Raw genomic sequence first — 16622 nt, 5'->3', positions numbered from 1 at the left:
AAGTGCTCCCGCCCGGCACGACGGAGGGTTCCCGCCCGGCACGACGGAGGGTTCCCGCCCGGCACGACGGAGGGTTCCCGCCCGGCACGACGGAGGGTTCCCGCCCGGCACGACGAAGGGGCGAGGCCGGTGTGGCCTCGCCCCTTATGTTCTGATCAGTCGATCAGGCCTTGGTGACGGAAACCTTGACGCCGCCGACGATTTCGGCGGCGTCCGCGCCCGCATCCCCGAAAGTCAGGGTGGTGGCGAGGATTTCACCGGCGATCAGGTCGCGGTGGGTCTGCGCCCACTCCTGGCGGTCGGCGGGGACGTCGAGGACCACGGTGATGCGGTCGGAGACATCGAGGCCATGGGACTTGCGGGTCTCCTGCAGGTCGCGGATGAGGTCGCGGGCCCAGCCCTCGGCCTCCAGCTCCTCGGTGACCACCGAATTCAGCACCACCAGACCGGCATTGCCGGGCAGGGCGGCGGTGGATTCGGGTTCGGCGGCGACCAGGCGCTGGGTGTACTCCTCCGGCAGCAGTGTGATGCCGGCGGCGGTCACGGTGCCGTCGGCGGCCTCGGCCCACTCCCCCGCCTTGACCGCCTTGATGACCGCCTGCACCTGCTTGCCGATGCGCGGACCGGCGGCGCGGGCGTTCACCACGAGTTCGAAGCGGCCGTGCGCGGCCACATCCGTGGTGAGGTCGACCTTCTTGACGTTCACCTCATCGGCGATCAACTCGGCGAAGGGGCGCAGTCGTTCGGCGTCCTCGGCGGCCACCGTCAGCTCCGAAAGCGGCAGGCGCACACGCAGATTCTGCGCCTTGCGCTGACCGAGCACCGTCGAGCAGACCGTGCGCACCTCGTCCATGGCCGAGACCAGTTCGGGATCGGCGGGCAGATCGCTCGCACTCGGCCAATCGGTCAGGTGCACCGAACGCTCACCGGTGAGGCCACGCCAGATGACCTCGGTGAGCAGCGGCAGCAGCGGTGCGGCCAGGCGCGTGGCGACCTCCAGCACGGTGTGCAGGGTGTCGATGGCATCGCGATCCTCCTCCCAGAAGCGCGAACGCGACCGGCGCACATACCAGTTCGTCAGCGCGTCGGCGAAGGAGCGGAATTCCTCTGCCGCGGTGGAGATGTCGTAGACCTCGAACGCGTCGGTCATGACATCGCGGGTGTGCGCCAGCTTGGCCAGGATGTAGCGATCGAGCACATTCGCCGAATCCGTGCGCCACACACCGGGAGTCGAGGCGTACAGCTGCAGGAAGGTCCAGGCGTTCCACAGCGGCCGCAGCGCATGGCTGACACCCTCGCGGATACCGCGCTCGGTGACGATGAGATTACCGCCGCGCAGGATCGGCGAGGCCATCAGGAACCAGCGCATGGCATCGGCGCCGTCACGGTCGAAGACCTCGTTGACGTCCGGATAGTTGCCCTTGGACTTGGACATCTTCAGGCCGTCGTCACCGAGCACGATGCCGTGCGCCACCACCGATTTGACCGCCGGGCGATCGAAGAGCGCGGTGGAGAGCACGTGCAGGTTGTAGAACCAGCCCTTGGTCTGACCGTTGTACTCGACGACGAAATCGCCCGGGCTGTGCGCGGCCACGACGGCTGAGCCGTCAATGGATTCCGTCGCGGTGCCCTCGAACCACTCCTTGTTCTCGAACGGGTAGTGCACCTGCGCGTACGGCATGGAACCGGATTCGAACCAGCAGTCGAGCACCTCGGGCACCCGCCGCATCATCGACTTCCCGGTCGGGTCATCGGGATTCGGGCGGACCAGCTCATCGATGTTCGGCCGGTGCAGATCGGCCGGGCGCGCGCCGAAGTCGCGTTCCAGCGCATCGAGCGAACCGTAGACGTCGACGCGCGGGTACTCCGGATCGTCCGACATCCACACCGGGATCGGCGCGCCCCAGTAGCGATTACGGCTGATGTTCCAGTCGCGCGCGTTCTCCAGCCACTTGCCGAACTGGCCGTCGCGCAGGTGCTCGGGAGTCCAGTCGATCTGCTTGTTGAGCTCGAGCATGCGATCGCGGAACTTGGTGACCGCCACGAACCAGGACGGCACCGCCATATAGATCAGCGGCTGACCGGAGCGCCAGCTGTGCGGGTAGGAGTGCTCGATGGTCTCGTGCCGCAACAGCTTTCCCGCGGCCTTGAGGTCCTTGATGATGACCGGGTTGGCGTCGAAGACCATCAGGCCCTGGTACGGCGGCACCATGGAGGTGAACTTGCCGCCCGCATCGAGGGGCTGCACGATCTGGATGCCGCTGGCGGTGGCGACATCCATATCCTCCTCACCGAAGGCCGGCGCGAGATGCACGATGCCGGTGCCGGAGTCGGTGGTGACGTAGTCGGCATTGAGCACGCGGTGCGCGTTCGGGTGTCCGGCGAAGAAGTCGAACGGCGGGTGGTAGCGCAGATCCGCGAGCGCCGCGCCGGAGTGCTCGGACAGCACCTCGTGCTCCTCGCCGAATTCGCGGGCATAGTGCGAGACCCGTTCGGCGGCAAGCAGGTACCGCTTACCGTCCTGCGCGCGCAGGTGCACGTAGGTGACGTCCGGATGCACGGCGATGGCGAGGTTGGACGGCAGCGTCCACGGCGTGGTGGTCCAGATCAGCGCGTTGGCGCCGTCCAGTACGTGCAGCGGGTGCTCCGCGGGCACCGACAGCAGCATGTCGACGGTGACCGCCGGGTCCTGGCGCATGCGATACGAATCATCGAGGCGCGCCTCCTGATTCGACAGCGGCGTCTGCTCGTACCAGCTGTAGGGCAGCACCCGGAAGCCCTGATAGATCAAACCCTTGTCGTGCAAGGACTTGAACGCCCACATGACCGATTCCATGAAGTCGAGGTCGAGGGTTTTGTAGTCGTTGTCGAAGTCGACCCAACGTGCCTGACGCGTCACATAGGAGCGCCACTCGTTCGTGTAGCGAAGAACCGAAGTTTTGCACGCGGCATTGAATTCCGCGAGACCCATGGCATCGATCTGTGATTTGTCCGTGATACCGAGCTGCTTCTCCGCTTCGATTTCCGCGGGCAAACCATGAGTGTCCCAGCCGAAACGCCGTTCGACCTTCTTCCCGCGCATGGTCTGAAAGCGCGGGATCAAATCCTTGACATATCCGGTCAGCAGATGACCGTAATGCGGCAACCCATTGGCGAAGGGCGGACCGTCGTAGAAGACGAATTCCTCTGCATCGGAACGATTCTCGATGCTGGCCCGGAAGGTGTCATCGGCGGCCCAGTAGTCCAGCACGCGCTGCTCGAGCTCGGGGAAGGACACCTGACCCGAGGAGGCGCCCAGGTCGGCGCGGGGGTAGGCGTTGGGTGTGGGATTCTCGCCGGACATCTCGGCGTCAGCTCCTCCGTGCCAGTGGACCTGCGTGCAGACCCCGGTGGGCACGGGGGCGACGCCGGCGCTGGTGCGCCGAGACCGCGGTACCACCCCGCTTGCCCGGCTGCTGCCCGCTCTCGCGGCAGAGCCGAACCACTCATTGCGAGCTGTGACGGGCTCACCCGTTCGGTTCTACTGGGCGCGAACGCCGTTCTTCCGAAGACTCCCCGGTGATGGCCGGATCGACGCCGTGAAACTACTTCGAGTCTAGCCGGGTAGGTCCAGCGGATATTCCCTGGGCTCGACCACCGGCAAGTAACCGTCAATGCCTGGCGTGCCGCCCACCGGGACGCGATTGCGCGTCATCGGGGTCCTCACGGAAGGAAAGAGCGCTGACCAGCAGCAGCACCGCACCGAGCACGCACACGATAATGCAGGCCCACGCCCAGACCACCGAACCGGTGGTCAGTGCGGTCACCAGCAGGCCGAAACCGACGGCTGCCAGGGCCAATGTCATCACGAGCATGGTCACCACCCCCTCGTATGGAAACGGTGGCGGCGCCGCACAACCCGATCAACGGGCAGCGCAGCACCAGTGGCCGTGCTTACGACTCTACTTGCCGCCCTTGAGCAGTGCTCCGTTGCCCGAGGCGTTGTCGCTGAACTCGCCACCATCGACCGGGACCGCGGAACCACGGTTCTCGAGCTCCTCCAGCTGCGATTCCAGGTAGGACTTCAGGCGCACACGGTATTCGCGCTCGAAGGTCTTGAGCTGCTCGATCCGGCTCTCCAGCACGCTGCGCTGCTGCGTGATGGTGGCCATGATCTCGGTGTGCTTGCGCTCGGCATCGGCCTGCAGGGCGTCGGCCTTCTCCTTGGCCTGGCGCAGCTGGCTGTCCGAACGGGTCTGGGCGTCCGACAGCATGGCTTCGGCCTTCTGACGGGCGTCGGCGACCATGGCCTCGGAACGGGTGCGGGCATCGCCGACCAGTCGCTCCGAATTCGCTCTGGCATTGGCGAGCAGCTGCTCTGCCTCGGTCTTCGCGTCCGAGGTGAGGCGATCGGCCATCTCCTGTGCGAGCGAGAGCACCTTGGCTGCCTGCAGATTCGCGTCCGCACTGGGCGCGACCGGCGGGGCCACCGGCGCGGCGACCGGCATGGGGGCGGGCGGCGGCGGCGCGGCCTTGACCGGCTCCGGCACGACCGGCGCCTTCACGGCATTGACCGGACCGCGATTCTTCTTGGCGTCAGCCAATTCCGCGTCCAACTCAGCAACACGCTGGCGAAGGTCCGCGTTCTCCTCGATGAGGCGTGAGAGCTCCTGCTCGATCAGGTCGAGGAAGGCATCAACTTCATCCTCGTTGTAGCCGCGCTTCCCGATCGGTGGTTTGCTGAACGCGACGTTGTGCACATCGGCAGGGGTCAGCGGCATGGAACGATCCCTTCACGCTTCGTTGGAGATCTAGCGGTAGATCTGGCAAGCATTAGTTCTTCCGGCCATTCTGTCACACCTGAGCTACCGACTGCCCGAGCTGGCCCGTGATCGACATCAAGATGAAGACGATGAAAAGCAGGACCATTATCGACAGATCGAGCCTAATTCCCCCAAGATTCACTGGAGGTATCAAACGCCTCAGTAGTTTCACCGGAGGGTCTGTGATCGTGAAGATCGCCTCGAGGACGATCACAACGAACCCGGTGGGCCGCCAGTCCCGCGCGAAGCTGCGAATGAACTCGACGATGACTCGGCTGATCAGCAGGAGCCAGAAGAGGAACAGCAGTAGGTTCAACACCTGGAACAGGGCCACGACGTTCACTCTGCCTCAGAAACGGTGACGCGCAAAATAGGAACACCGGTCGGACCGGTCACAGTGTGGTTGTGGCAGATCGGACAAGTCGGGCCCGTTATCACGACAAGTCCGGCAAGACACCCTGACAAGTCAGACATAAGAGGCTCCCTCACGGGCAGCGGCACACACTCGGATTGTGTTGGCCCGGAGGCCGTTCCAGCCACAACAGCAGGGCGACGAGAGTCAAGCCCCATGAATTTTGCCGCGACACAGCTCAACTCGCATGTTCGGGGCCCGCCCGGGTCTGGACTGACGTAGCGGGGGAGCGAAGCGGAGGAGCGAAGGAGGGAAGAGCCGGGTAACAGGGCCCCGAACCCGCCGGAGCGGAGCGGAGGCAGAAAATACAGCCTACTTCTGGTTGTAGTAGCCGTTTTCGGCGAGCTTGCGCCGCTCCTCCGCGGAAACGTCCACGTCGGCGGGGGAAAGCAGGAAGACCTTGGTGGCGACCTTGTCGAAGGAACCACGCAGTGCGAAGGCCAGACCGGCGGCGAAATCCACCAGGCGGCGGGCATCGCTGTTGCTCATCTCCACCAGATCCATGATCACCGGGGTCCCGTCGCGGAAACGCTCGCCGATGATGGCGGCTTCGGCATAGGTGCGCGGGCGCAATGTGGTGATCTTGGACAAGGGGCCTCCGTCGTTGAAGATCGCGGACGGACGCGGCGGCTGCTGTTCCAGCCGGCGCTCTTCCATCCGCAGCTCTTCCATGCGCCGCTCGGCCTCCGGGTCCACGGCGAGCGCGCCGCGAGTGGTGCCGCGCACCATGGAGGCGCCACCGCCGCCACCCATGGACGCGCCCATGGACCGAGTACGGCTGGAGGGGGCGGTGTCGATGCGGGTGGGGCGACGCGGCGCGTCGTAACGGTCGCGGTCCTCCGCGTATTCGTCGGAGTACTCGTCACGGCGCGAGGTGGCGCTGTAGGCGGGCTTGTACGGCGCCTTGTAGGGCGGCGGCTCCGCGGCGTACCCGGGCTCGTCGTCGTAGCGCTCGTGCTCGTACCGGTCGTAATCGCGCTCGGTGTAAGGCCGGGGCCGGCGCGGGGCACGTTCGTCGGTGGCGCCGCGGGGACCGCGGTCCTCGACGTAGTCGTCTTCGTAGTCCTCGAGCGGAACCATGCCGAAGTACGCCTTGAACTTGTGCAGCGTGCTCATCTGGTCGACCTTCCTTCGGCCCCGGTTGGCCTGGGGTGTTGTCCTGCTCAGTCCTCGTCCGACACCAAGCATATGTTTCATATGTGACTGATGAGGTTTCTTTGCTACGCCGAGGTTATCGGTCGAGCGCCCATCAAAGCGGTACCGACACGCACGCAGGTGGATCCGTGGCGGATTGCAGCCTCCAAATCACTTGACATGCCCGCCGACAGCTCGCTGGCCTGGGGATGTGCCGACAAAAGTGAAGCGTGCATACGGGCGAGTCGCTCGAACGCGTCGTCCGGATCGGCGTCCAGTGGCGGGATCGCCATCAGGCCTGCCAGCTGCAGTGATGCCGATTTTTCGAGCTGATCGGCGAGGGCGAGCATGGCAGTGTCCGAGACACCTCCCCGGGTGGGGTCGGCGTCCAGGCTGACCTGAATCAGCACGCGCAGCGGGGCACTGCGCTCCCCCGTTTCGAGGGCCGCGCGGACCCCGGCGTCAAGGGTGGTGACCAAGCGGTCGCTATCGACCGAATAGACCGTATTTGCCCAGGTGGCAACGGATTTCGCCTTGTTCCGCTGCAGCCGGCCGATGAAGTCCCAGCGCACTTGCGACAGATGGCGCAGTTGCGCCACTTTGTCCGATGCCTCTTGTTCCCGCGATTCACCGAACTCACGCAGTCCCAGACCATAGAGGATGTCGATATCCGAGGCCGGGTGAAACTTGGTGACCGGGAGCAGCCGGACGGTGTCGCGGGCACGTCCCGCAGCCTCGCACGCTGCATCGATGCGTTCGTTCAGCGTGTTGAGCGCCGCCGACAATTGCGCGATCCGAGCCGAGGATCGGGCGACCGGATCAGGTGCGGATGTGAGTCCGGCCGCACCTGCGGCGGCGGGAAACCCCGCAGAATCGGTTGCCGCACCCAGGTTTTCGGTCATTCTTGGATTCCCTCCGATGACATCCAAATCACACCGGCGAGTCGTCCCGTCGGCGCGCCGCGCCGATGGCTGAACAGTGCTTTGTCCTCGATGGTGCAGCGCGGGTCCATGGCGACACCGCTCACGCCCGCCTCCAGCAGCTGCCGGCGCAGTCCGGCGCGCAGATCCAGACCCGGAGTGCCCCGGACAGTTGTGGTCGCGCTGCCGGGCAGATGCTTCTCCACATCGGCGCGCATGGCGGCGGGCACCTCGTACTGGCGACCGCTCGCCGCCGGCCCCAGGAAGGCGCCGATCCGCTCGACGCGCGCCCCGACGGACACCATCGCCTCGAGCACCTTCGGCACGATTCCGATGCGCGCGCCGATGCGGCCCGCGTGCACGGCGGCGATGACACCCGCCTCGTCATCGGACAGCAGCACCGGCACACAGTCGGCACTCAGCGTCACCAGCGCCAGATCGCGCCGAGTTGTCACCAGCGCATCTGTGGCAGGCACCGCCTCTGCGCGCGGCCCGTCCACGATCTCGACAGTGCGGGAGTGGATCTGCTCCATCCAGACCAGATTCTCCGGCGGCAACCCGAGACTCTCCGCGAGCCGAACCCGATTGCGCCGCACCGCCTCCGGATCGTCCCCCACATGATCACCGAGATTGAACGAGTCGTACGGCGCCTGCGAGAACCCGCCCGCCCGCGACGTCACCACCCGCCTGGTCCGAAAAGTCTGCGCAGTCGAAGTCATGAACCCAAGGGTAGTAGCCACCAACAGGCAACTCCCCGCCCCACCGATCTGGTTCCCGACACTCTCAGCGCACCGCCGCCAGTCCTGCGCGCAGCGTGTCAGCCCTCACCGTTCCGACCCACTACCGGGCGGAATCCACGAAACCTGCTCAAGCACAGCCGGTGTGGATCCCGGCCGAAAACATGCCGGATGACGGGACGACGAGACGGGGAGTGCCCGAAGCTCATCCGATTCGCAATTGCGTCACTGACGATGTGGGCGCAATCACCGGAAGAGGGGCGGTGCGCGAGCTGTAGCCGCGTCGGGTTCGTTTCATCCCAACGCGACAACTGATCTCGTGAGATCGGGGTAACTCACCAGGTACGGGCTAACTCGGCCACCTCAAAAACCGCCGGCCCGCAACGCGAGTCTTCGCGTTGCGGGCCGGTCGGTAAAAGTTCCGGGAGGCGGTACAGCGCTTATTACCTGCGCATGAAGGAGGGGACGTCGACGTCATCGTCGTCGGCATCCGGGGGCTGGATGTGGGTGCGGTTGTTGTGCGCGACCGTCGGATCGACGGAGGGACGCGGGGATTCGTAGGAGGGGGCGGGGCCGCGGCCCGAGGAGGGCGGGGTCTGGGCGACGGGAACCGGGGCCGGCTCCTGGCGCACCGGGGCCGCCGGTTCGGGGGCGCGCGCGCTGGTGAATTCGCTGGCGCGAGTCACCTCTCCCGCGGAGGCACGGGCCGTGCCGAAGGAGGAAGAGGTGGTGCCGGTGCGACCTACCGCGGGCTCGATGCGGCGGGCGGGGCCGCTACCGTCAAAACCCGCGGCGATCACCGTCACTCGTACCTCGTCGCCGAGGGAGTCGTCGATGACCGTTCCGAAAATAATATTGGCCTCGATGTGCGCGGCCTCCTGCACCAGCGAGGCGGCCTCGTTGATCTCGAACAGTCCGAGATCGGAACCGCCCGCGATCGAGAGCAGCACACCGTGCGCACCGTCCATGGATGCCTCGAGCAGTGGCGAATTGATCGCCGACTCGGCGGCCTTCACCGAGCGGCCCTCACCGCGGGCCGAGCCGATGCCCATGAGGGCACTGCCCGCACCGGACATGACGGACTTGACGTCCGCGAAGTCGACATTGATCAGACCCGGGGTGGTGATCAGGTCGGTAATGCCCTGAACACCGTTGAGCAGCACCTCATCCGCCGAGCGGAAGGCATCCATGAGGCTCACCGCCGCATCGCCCAGCTGCAGCAGCCGGTCGTTGGGGATGACGATGAGGGTGTCGCAGGATTCGCGCAGCGCCTGGATGCCCGCCTCGGCCTGATTGCTGCGGCGCTTGCCCTCGAACGAGAAGGGCCGCGTCACCACGCCGATGGTGAGCGCGCCCAGCTTGCGGGCGATCCCGGCCACGACGGGTGCGCCACCGGTTCCGGTGCCACCACCCTCGCCCGCGGTGACGAAGACCATGTCGGCGCCCTTGAGCACCTCTTCGATCTCGTCCTTGTGGTCCTCGGCGGCCTTGCGGCCGACCTCGGGGTCGGCGCCGGCGCCCAGGCCTCGGGTCAGTTCGCGGCCGACGTCGAGCTTGACGTCCGCGTCACTCATCAGCAGAGCCTGCGCGTCGGTGTTGACCGCGATGAACTCGACTCCCTTGAGTCCCTGTTCGATCATCCGGTTGACGGCATTCACGCCGCCGCCGCCGATACCGACGACCTTGATCACCGCAAGGTAGTTGTGCGGGGGCGTCATGGGCTCTCGCCTTCCTTAGATCCAAAAAGCTTGTCGTCTAACAGATGCTCGCCGTACGCCGTGCCGGTGATCTCGAGTTGATAAACTCTCAACCATAGCTTTAGCCTTATGTCAAGTATCCGACTGGGCCGAAACGGTATTCGCAGCCACCGCAATACGTGCGCAGGCGCGCCGAAACGAGAATCAGAATCTTGTGTGATCCACCTCGTTCGACCCACCAGGCATCGTATCTTGGACGGTTGCCCTCCGGAGCCAGGATGGGCTCCGACGGTGACACTCCGGCAAGCCACCCGAAAATTCCGGCGGCCCAATGGGTGTCGCTCACTTTACCGTGGCCAGATTCGGACTCGATACATCGAACACGTTGCCGGGCTGGGTGAGCAGCGGAACGGCCACCGCTGCCTTGCGCTGCGAATCGCCCGCCCCTCCCCACAGCACGGTACGCCCATCCCGCAACTGGAGAGCAATATCCGAAACCGAGCGGGCCACAACCTGTCCCACGCCGAGGCTCGGCGGGACCGCGGACATGACCGCCACCGCCGCCTTGGTCACCGGATCGTTACCGCCGGGATGGTCGGTCACCAGTTTGGGCACGGTGTCCGGAGGCGGTTCGATCGCGAATTCCACACTGTCGGAATCGAGCAGGTGCGGTCCGTCCGGAGCGTCGAAGAAGAGCACGGGCACCCGCTCGACCACGGTCACCTGCACGCTGGACGGGAATTCCCGCTGCACCCGCACGCTGCGCACCTTGGGCAGCTGCGCCACCCGCTCGGCCATGGCGGTGGTGTCCAGGCGCATCATGGACAATCCGTCGGGCACCTGGAGTGCGTCCAGCACTTGGGCTTCCGGCACCGCGTGCAGACCGTCGATGCGCACCGAGCGCACCGCGAAGATCGGGGAGAACCAGGCCGTGAGGGCCAGCGCGATCAGCAGGACGACACCCGCCGCCGCGCCGATGCGGACCCGCCGGGACTGCCAGGCCAGCCGCAGCCGGGAATCGCCGTCCTCGTTGGTGAACCAGCTGCCGCGAGTCCGGCCGCGCCGTAGTCGAGCGCGCCGCGCCGCCGCCCGCGCGGCCGAATCATCGTCGGCGAGAGCGTTATCGGATCGGTCGTCCCCGGTCCGATCGGTGACGCTGCCCTCTCCCCCACCGGAGCGCATCTCCGCTCACCGCCCGTGCGAGGGTCGTGCGCGCAGCCCGTCGAGAATCTGCCCGCCCAGCATGGTCACATCGCCCGCGCCCATGGTGATCACCACATCGCCGGGCCGCGCGAGAGCTGCCACCTGGCGGCCCACTCGCGACATATCCGGCTGGTAGTGCACGGGTTTGGTGACGGCATTGGCCACCAGCGCGCCGTTCACCCCGGGTAGCGGCTCTTCCCGCGCGCCGTACACATCGAGCACCACGACCTCGTCCGCGAGGGACAGGGCGGTGCCGAACTCGGTCGCGAAAGTGGCGGTGCGACTGTACAAGTGCGGCTGGAAGACCACGATGACCCGGCCCGGCCGCGAGCGGGCGCCGTCGCGAGCCTCCTGTGCGACCAGTTCCGCGGCCGCGCTCAGCACCGCGCGCACCTCGGTCGGGTGGTGGGCGTAGTCGTCGAAGACGCGTACACCGTTCTCCCGGCCGGTGAGCTGGAAGCGCCGGTGCACGCCGCCGAAACCCTCCAGGCCCTGGATGATTTCGCCCATATCGGCGCCGGCGGCGCGGGCGGCCAGCAGCGCGCCCAGCGCGTTCAGGGCCATATGGCGACCGGGCACCGAGAGCCGCAGGGTGCGGGCGGCCGGTTCGTCGGAGAGCTGGAAGACCGCGACGCCGCCGACATCGCGCGGCTCCCAGGACAGCAGCTGTGCGCCGATGGTCAGTCCGGGGGTCGTGAAATCGCCCGAGCCGTAACCGATCACCTCGATACCGCGCGGATTGTCGCCGAGCCGCGCGAGGGTGCGCTCGGCCAGGCCGAACGAGCCCGCGTCGTCGAGGCAGACGATCAACCGGCCGCCGGGCTGCAGGCGGTCCGCGAAATCGTCGAAGACCTGGGTGTAGGCCTCATCGGTGCCGAAGTAGTCCAGATGATCGGATTCGATATTGGTGACCACCGCGACATCGGGTGCGTACTGCAGCAGCGAGGCATCGCTCTCATCGGCCTCGGCCACGAAAATGCCGCCGGTGCCGTGGTGGGCATTGGTGCCCGATTCGTTCAGCTCACCGCCGACCGCGAAGGACGGGTCCGCGCCGGTGTGCTGCAGCGCCACCACCAGCATGGAGGTGGTGGAGGTCTTACCGTGGGTGCCGGAGACCAGCAGGGTCTTGTGGCCCTGCATGAGCTCGGCCAGCACCGCCGGGCGCAGCAGCACCGGCAGTCCCCGCCGATGCGCCTCCACCAGTTCGGGATTGGTCTTGGGAATGGCGGCGTAGGTGGTCACCACGGCGGTCGGGCCGCCGGGCAGCAGGTCCAGGGCGCCGGCATCGTGGCCGATGCGCACCTGGGCGCCACGGGCCCGCAGCGCCAGCACGCCCCGGCTCTCCTTGGCGTCCGAACCGGACACCATGCCGCCACGCGAGAGCAGGATCCGCGCGATGCCGGACATTCCGGCGCCGCCGATGCCGATCATGTGCACCCGCTGCAGCAGTTCGGGTAGGTCCGTCTCCTGTTCGACGATCACGTTTCGGTTGTCCGCTGCTTCACTCACGACCTGCCACCTCCCACACAATGCGCGCAACCTCGTCCGCGGCGTCCCGATGCCCGGCGCCGGCCGCCGCGCGGCCCATGGCCGTCAGCCGCTCGGAATCCAGCAGCAGCGGTATCACCTCGTCGATCACGTATTTCGGAGTCAGCTCCGCGTCCGCCACGATTCTGCCACCGCCCGCGGCGACCACCGGCCGCGCATTGAGTTCCTGCTCCCCATTGCCGTGCGGCAGCGGCACATAGAAGGCGGGCAGGCCGACCGCGGACACCTCGGCGACCGTCATGGCGCCGGAGCGGCAGACGACGGCGTCGGCGGCCGCGTAGGCCAGGGCCATCTGCGACAGGTACGGCACCGCAACGTATTTCGCGGGTTCGTGCAGGCCCGCAAGAGTCAGGGTGTTCTTGGGGCCGTGCGCGTGCAGCACCGAGATCCCGGCGGCGGTCAGCGGCGGTGCGGCGGCGGATACCGCCTCGTTCAGACTGCGCGCGCCCTGTGAACCGCCGAACACCAGCAGCACCGGCCCCTCCGCGGGCAGGCCGAAGTGCTCGCGGGCTTCCGCTCGCAGCGCCGCCCGGTTCAGGGTGGTGATGGCCGAACGCACCGGAATGCCCACCACCTCGGCATCGGCGCGGCCGCGCGAGCGCACCCCCGAGTTCGGCGCTGCCGCCAGCACTCTCGTGGCCAGGCGCGCACCGATCTTGTTGGAGATGCCTGCCATGGCATTGGCCTCGTGCACCACCACGGGCACCTTGCGCCGGCCTCGCCTCGTCATTCCGGGGGTGAGTCCGCGGCCGGCGGCCAGGTAGGCGGGCAGCGCGACATATCCGCCGAAGCCCACGATCACGTCGGCTTCGACCGCGTCGATGACCTCGCGGGTGCGGCGCATCGAGGCCAGCACCCGGCCCGGCAGTCGCAGCAGATCGGCGGTGGGCTTGCGCGGCAGGGGAACCGGCGGAATCAACTCCAGCGGATAACCGCGTTCGGGGACCAGCTTGGTCTCCAGGCCGCGCTGGGTGCCCAGCGCCGTCACCCGGATGGCCGGATCCCGCCGCCGCAGCGCGTCGGCCACCGCCAATGCGGGTTCGATATGCCCTGCGGTGCCACCGCCCGCCACGATCACCGAGAGCGGCCGCTCCACTGTCACCTCGAATGTCCCCTGTCCCTATCGTGTTTCGTCGGATAGCTGGGCTCCCAGGCCCGCGTGCTGCGCCACGATTCGGTGGAGCGGCTGGTGCGCCTGGCGGTATCGGAATCTACGGACCGCCGCGCCGCCGCATCACTGCCACCCCGGCCGCGGCCGCTGGGCGGCAGGGCGCGGCGCTGCGGGGCGGCCTTGACGCCCGCCTTGGGCTTGGGTTTCGGCTTGGGCTTCTTGCGCGCCCGGGCGGCCTGCGCCCGTGCGGGCGAATACATTTCGGGCACCGGCAGTCGCAGCAGCCGGCTGAAGCGCCCGTCCTGTCCGGCCTGCAGCGCCGCCACCGCCTCCGGTTCGTGCCGGGCGGCATTGGCGATGATGCCGAACATGAGCAGCGTGATGGCGAGCGAGGAACCGCCCGCCGAGACCAGCGGCAGCTGCAGACCGGTCACCGGCAGCAGGCCCACCACATAGCCGACATTGATGAACGCCTGCCCGGTGATCCAGGTGGTGGCCGAACCGGTCAGCAGCCGGATGAACGGATCCGCCGACCGGGTCGCAATGCGCAGGCCCGCGTAGACGAACAGCGCGAAAAGGCCCAGCACCAAGGCACATCCGAGGAAACCGAGCTCCTCGCCGATGATCGCGAAGATGAAGTCGTTGTGCGCGTTGGGCAGATAGCTCCACTTGGCGCGGGACTGACCGAGGCCGCGCCCCCAGATACCGCCGTCGGCAAGGGAGTACTTGGCCTGGCGGGCCTGATAGCCGATGCCCTGCGGATCGCTGCCGGGGCTGAAGAACGCCCGCATGCGGTCCGAGCGGTAACCGGCCGACAGCGCCAGCACACCGGCCGCCACAGCGCCCGACACCGCGATGGTGACGAACATGCGCAGCGGCAGCCCGCCGAACCACAGCAGCGAGGTGAGCACGATGCCCAGTGCGATGGTGGTCGACAGGTTCGGCTCCAGCACGACCAGGAAGCACACCAGCAGGCCCGCGGGCACCAGCGGCATGAGCAGGTCCTTGTACCCGGCCTTCTCGGTCTGCCGCGAGGCCAGCAGATGCGAACCCCACACCACCAGGGTCACCTTGGCGATCTCGGACGGCTGCACCGAAACGAAGCCGAGGTCGAACCAGCGCTGCGAACCCTGCACCTTGGTACCGACGCCGGGAATCAGCACCAGCACCAGCAGCAGCACCGACAGCGCGAAGACCGGGAACGACAGCCGCCGCATCACCCGCATCGGAATCCGCAGCGCGATATAGAACAGCACCGCGCCGAAGGCCGCCATCGCCACCTGCAGCATGAACAGCGAATACGCGGATTTGCCGTCGGCATAGGACTCGACGCTGGAGGCGGAGAGCACCATAACGAGGCCGAGCAGGGTGAGTAGGACCGCGATCGCGACCACCAGGTGGAACGAAGCGAGCGGGCGGGCCAGCCAGGCCACGAACCACGCGGCCCGCGGTGCGTCCTTGGCCCGCCGCGGTGACTCTTTCGCGGCCCGCCGCGGTGACTCTTTCGCGGCCCGCCGCGGTGACTCTTTCGCGGCCCGCCGCGGTGACTCTTTCGCGGCCCGCCGCGGTGCCGTCATTCCGTTCTCCCGATGTCCTTTTCGTCCAGGGCCTGCACCGCTGCCGCGAAACTTCGCCCACGATGCGTGTAGTCGGCGAACATATCCAGAGAAGCTGCCGCCGGAGCCAGCAGCACGGTGTCGCCGCGGGTGGCATACCCTGCGGCCACTCGAACCGCGCGGGCCATCACCGCTTCGGGTTCGACTTCGGCGAAGGGGTCACCCATCCCTGCATCGTCCCCCGAATTCAGCTCCACGACGGGGACATCCGGGGCGTGTCGCGCCAGTGCGGCGGCGATCACCGCGGCGTCCGCGCCGAAAACCACGGCGGCGACAAGCAGTTCGCGCACCTCTTCGACGAGGTCCTCGACGCTGGCGCCCTTGAGCTGACCGCCCGCCACCCAGATCACCGACTGGTGCGCCATGATCGAGGAGCGCGCGGCATGCGGGTTGGTGGCCTTGGAGTCGTCGACGAATTCGACGCCGCACAGTTCCCGCACGAAGGCAGCGCGATGCGGGCCCACCTTGTGCTCCTGCAGGCCCTCCTTCACGAACTGCGGAGCCACATCGATGGATCGGGTGAGCGCGGCCGCCGCGAGGGCGTCGGCCACGCCGGCCGGGCCCTGCGGGCTGATATCGCCCACCTCGGCCAGGATGGCGGCCTTGGTGAAGGCGCGGTCCAGGAGTTTGCCGTCCACCACGCCGAGTTCACCGTCGGCGGGAACGCCGATGCGGAACCCGACGGTGCGGCGCGCCTTGGACTTTCGCGCCAGCGCGGCGGCGACCTGATCGTCCAGGCCGACCACGCCGACCCGTCCGGTCAGCGCGCGCGCCTTGGCCGCCGCATAGGCGTCCAGGCCGCCGTGCCAATCCAGGTGATCCTCGGCCACATTCAGCACCACACCGGCCTCGGGCCGCACCGACGGCGCCCAGTGCAGTTGGAACGAGGACAGTTCCACCGCGAGCACCTGCGGACCGGGACTGCGCCGCAACGCATCCAGAATGGGCAGGCCGATATTGCCGCACGCCACACTGGGAATGCCCGCGGCGCGCAGGATGGAATGCGTCATCTGCGTGGTGGTGGTCTTGCCGTTGGTACCGGTCACCACCAGCCACTTGCGCACCGGGCCGTAGATGCGGGCCTGATCGACCCACCAGGCGAACTCGACATCGCCCCACACCGGAATGCCCTCGGTGACAGCCGAAGCCAGCACCGGGGAATCCGGCCGCCAGCCCGGGCTGGTGATCACCAGCGCGAACCGCTGCAGCGCATCGGGTTCGAGGAGATCGGCGGAAGTGGCTGTCGCCACACCGAGTTCGGCGGCCTCGGCCAGCGCCTTGGCCCCGCCGTCGGTGACGACCGGCCGGGCGCCGATGTCCTGGAGCGGCTCGACCAGCGAGCGCCCCGACACCCCCCAGCCGGCGACGAGAACGTCACGACCACGCAGGAATTCGAGCATGGGGCCCGGCGAGCGCAGGACCCTCGGAGAATGTTCGACCAT

13 protein-coding genes are annotated in these 16622 nt (G+C 67.5%); all 13 read right to left on the bottom strand.

Annotated elements, in window-relative coordinates:
- Positions 1-163: 163 nt before the first annotated feature.
- Positions 164-3343 carry an isoleucine--tRNA ligase gene (ileS, locus tag OG716_RS01045; RefSeq protein ID WP_405135851.1) on the bottom strand — a complete coding sequence of 1060 codons (3180 nt, stop codon included), beginning with the start codon at positions 3341-3343 and terminating at the stop codon, positions 164-166.
- A 307-nt stretch (positions 3344-3650) separates the two neighbouring features.
- On the bottom strand, positions 3651-3854 hold the full coding sequence (locus OG716_RS01040) for a hypothetical protein (RefSeq protein ID WP_327146645.1): 204 nt from the start codon (positions 3852-3854) through the stop codon (positions 3651-3653).
- Between the two features lie 87 nt (positions 3855-3941).
- Entirely contained in the window at positions 3942-4760 is an 819-nt protein-coding gene (locus OG716_RS01035; protein WP_327140957.1) for a DivIVA domain-containing protein, read from the bottom strand.
- Between the two features lie 73 nt (positions 4761-4833).
- Positions 4834-5136 (bottom strand): YggT family protein, encoded by a 303-nt coding sequence (locus tag OG716_RS01030; RefSeq protein WP_297629014.1) that lies wholly within the window; start codon positions 5134-5136, stop codon positions 4834-4836.
- Between the two features lie 390 nt (positions 5137-5526).
- Positions 5527-6330 carry a cell division protein SepF gene (locus OG716_RS01025; RefSeq protein WP_355128783.1) on the bottom strand — a complete coding sequence of 268 codons (804 nt, stop codon included), beginning with the start codon at positions 6328-6330 and terminating at the stop codon, positions 5527-5529.
- 104 nt (positions 6331-6434) lie between these two features.
- Entirely contained in the window at positions 6435-7133 is a 699-nt protein-coding gene (locus OG716_RS01020) for a YggS family pyridoxal phosphate-dependent enzyme (RefSeq protein ID WP_405135850.1), read from the bottom strand.
- A gap of 113 nt (positions 7134-7246) precedes the next feature.
- Complete coding sequence (pgeF, locus tag OG716_RS01015) at positions 7247-7987, bottom strand: peptidoglycan editing factor PgeF (protein ID WP_355128787.1); 741 nt, start codon at positions 7985-7987, stop codon at positions 7247-7249.
- A 461-nt stretch (positions 7988-8448) separates the two neighbouring features.
- Positions 8449-9723 (bottom strand): cell division protein FtsZ, encoded by a 1275-nt coding sequence (gene ftsZ, locus OG716_RS01010; RefSeq protein ID WP_327140962.1) that lies wholly within the window; start codon positions 9721-9723, stop codon positions 8449-8451.
- 321 nt (positions 9724-10044) lie between these two features.
- Entirely contained in the window at positions 10045-10884 is an 840-nt protein-coding gene (locus OG716_RS01005; RefSeq protein WP_405135849.1) for a cell division protein FtsQ/DivIB, read from the bottom strand.
- Positions 10885-10890: 6 nt separating this feature from the next.
- A complete protein-coding gene (gene murC, locus OG716_RS01000; RefSeq protein ID WP_405139445.1) occupies positions 10891-12336 on the bottom strand; it encodes a UDP-N-acetylmuramate--L-alanine ligase in 1446 nt (481 codons plus the stop codon).
- Positions 12337-12406: 70 nt separating this feature from the next.
- Complete coding sequence (murG, locus tag OG716_RS00995; protein WP_405135848.1) at positions 12407-13555, bottom strand: undecaprenyldiphospho-muramoylpentapeptide beta-N-acetylglucosaminyltransferase; 1149 nt, start codon at positions 13553-13555, stop codon at positions 12407-12409.
- The gene (gene ftsW, locus OG716_RS00990; RefSeq protein WP_405135847.1) at positions 13552-15141 is read right to left on the bottom strand and encodes a putative lipid II flippase FtsW; all 1590 of its coding nucleotides are present in this window, start codon (positions 15139-15141) and stop codon (positions 13552-13554) included. Before ftsW ends, murG begins: the two co-directional genes overlap by 4 nt.
- Positions 15138-16580: a UDP-N-acetylmuramoyl-L-alanine--D-glutamate ligase gene (murD, locus tag OG716_RS00985; RefSeq protein WP_327146647.1), complete on the bottom strand. Its 1443-nt coding sequence runs from the start codon at positions 16578-16580 to the stop codon at positions 15138-15140. Before murD ends, ftsW begins: the two co-directional genes overlap by 4 nt.
- Positions 16581-16622 lie beyond the last annotated feature (42 nt).

Origin of the sequence: Nocardia sp. NBC_01388 (genome assembly GCF_045040085.1) — a bacterium.
Lineage (GTDB): Bacteria > Actinomycetota > Actinomycetes > Mycobacteriales > Mycobacteriaceae > Nocardia.
The sequence above is the reverse complement of the archived record's forward strand: the minus strand, read 5'-3'. Positions and strand labels throughout refer to the sequence as shown.

Bases quoted from the DNA above. Each gene is read 5' to 3' on its own strand.
- ileS (WP_405135851.1), bottom strand. From the start codon at position 3,343: ATGTCCGGCGAGAATCCCACACCCAACGCCTACCCCCGCGCCGACCTG.
- OG716_RS01040 (WP_327146645.1), bottom strand. From the start codon at position 3,854: ATGCTCGTGATGACATTGGCCCTGGCAGCCGTCGGTTTCGGCCTGCTG.
- OG716_RS01035 (WP_327140957.1), bottom strand. From the start codon at position 4,760: ATGCCGCTGACCCCTGCCGATGTGCACAACGTCGCGTTCAGCAAACCA.
- OG716_RS01025 (WP_355128783.1), bottom strand. From the start codon at position 6,330: ATGAGCACGCTGCACAAGTTCAAGGCGTACTTCGGCATGGTTCCGCTC.
- pgeF (WP_355128787.1), bottom strand. From the start codon at position 7,987: ATGACTTCGACTGCGCAGACTTTTCGGACCAGGCGGGTGGTGACGTCG.
- ftsZ (WP_327140962.1), bottom strand. From the start codon at position 9,723: ATGACGCCCCCGCACAACTACCTTGCGGTGATCAAGGTCGTCGGTATC.
- OG716_RS01005 (WP_405135849.1), bottom strand. From the start codon at position 10,884: ATGCGCTCCGGTGGGGGAGAGGGCAGCGTCACCGATCGGACCGGGGAC.
- murC (WP_405139445.1), bottom strand. From the start codon at position 12,336: ATGATCGGCATCGGCGGCGCCGGAATGTCCGGCATCGCGCGGATCCTG.
- ftsW (WP_405135847.1), bottom strand. From the start codon at position 15,141: ATGACGGCACCGCGGCGGGCCGCGAAAGAGTCACCGCGGCGGGCCGCG.
- murD (WP_327146647.1), bottom strand. From the start codon at position 16,580: ATGCTCGAATTCCTGCGTGGTCGTGACGTTCTCGTCGCCGGCTGGGGG.